At 31.7% G+C, this 1,739-nt stretch carries 1 protein-coding gene; it reads left to right on the forward strand.

All coding sequences use genetic code 11. From position 1 onward, the window contains the following. On the forward strand, positions 1 to 1,560 hold a 1,560-nt coding region (locus H5202_RS21940), incomplete at its 5' end, for a DUF2326 domain-containing protein (protein ID WP_182773902.1). Positions 1,561 to 1,739: the final 179 nt, after the last annotated feature.

The raw sequence follows: 1,739 nt of genomic DNA on the forward strand, positions 1-1,739 counted from the left end.
ACTTTAAGAGCTATAAAGTTTTGTTTAGGTTCTGATGGTGTTAACTTATGGAAAGATCCTGACTCAGAGATTACGAACCACGAAGTATATGATTACTTGACCTCTGGTGGAGTGAAAATTGAACTATCCATAGTTATTGATAATAATCCTTATCTTATAACTAGAACCTTAGAAAAGAAGAAATCAAAAATAAGCCGGATTAGTTGGATAAATGATAATAAATATACTTCTCAAGAAGCATTCAAAATTGCTATATCACATTTATTTGGGCATTTTTCTAGTACTCCGTCATTCGCAATGATAATGAACCGATTTTTTAGGTTGGATAAAAAAACTGTAAATCGAATTCTGAAGTTCAATAGTTTATTCACTAGCGATGATGAGTATAGACTAGTTTACTCTCATATTTTTGGTTTTAAAGGCCACAATGAGTTAGAGCGGGAATTTAATATCAATAAAAAAATTGACTCTTTAGAGTCAAGAAGAGAATCGTTACTTAATGGTAGTAAACAAATTGAATATCAAGATCATTTATCTTCAATAGATGAAGAATTATTAGAACTATCAACTAAAGAAAATCTATATGATATAAAAGGCGTGCAAAGCAATGCAATCCTTGCAGTACGTCAGTGCCGAGAAGAAATAGCTAGTCTGTCTAACAATATAACACAACTTGAAATCAGGATTCACTATAATCACAAAACTATTGAGGATTATGAGTCCAAAATATCAAATGTAGATTCAGGTGTTATAGCTTCCATATACAGAGAGGCATCAACTCTTTTATCAGAATTGAAATCTACTTTTGATGAAGCTGTAGAGTTTCATAATTCAATTTTTAAGAAGAAAGCTGAATATGTTAAAGGTCAAGCCCGCCTTCTTGAAATACAACTCGCTCACTTTAAGCATGAATTAGATAAACACCTTGATAGAGAAAAGGTATTGTTTAGAAATATTACAAATGAAAGTCACTTAGGTGGATTTATATTAATAGAAAAAGAAATTCAGGAGAAGCGAGAGGAAAGAGGTCGAATTTCTTACATCATTGATGAAATACATTCAATTAACAATGAAATATCAATGTTAAATGCAGAAAAAGACATGTTACAACAGACAATCAGACAGTTTATAGTTGAATTTACAGACAATATGTCCATATTCAATGATTCTTGTAAAGCAATAACTAAAAAGGTGTTCGACCACTTTAGTATTTATATGAACACGCCCAAAGATACAATAAATTCAATAAATTTCACCTTAGTTAATGATGATAAAATATCAGGTGATGGCTCACCTCGTGCAGCTTCTATGGCCATAGATATGGCGTTTGTTGAATATGCAATTAAGACTGAGGCAAAAATGCCCTTGTTCACAATACAGGATTACCTAGAAGCAACTGATGAAGATAAATTGTCTAACTTATTTAAATTGGCTAATACAAGAAAAATTCAAACCGTTGTAGCGATCTTAAATGATAAACTAGCATTACTCGATGATAAGTTAAAAGGTAGAAACATTGTCTTGGAATTATCTCCTGAAGATAAGTTTTTCAAGGTTTAGTCATGGTAAGAGATTTTATAAGCTTTTCATTCGGATGAAGTTACCAACTAATGTGATATGTGGGGCGCAGAGTAAACTTTAATTGATACCCATACATTTACTAATCCCACTACCCACTTTTAGACCCTTTGCACTAACGCATTTCTGTCCAGAAGTGAGTTTAAATCATTATTGTATTT

The organism is Shewanella sp. SG41-4, from assembly GCF_014164505.1.
In the GTDB taxonomy this organism is placed as follows: Bacteria; Pseudomonadota; Gammaproteobacteria; order Enterobacterales; family Shewanellaceae; genus Shewanella.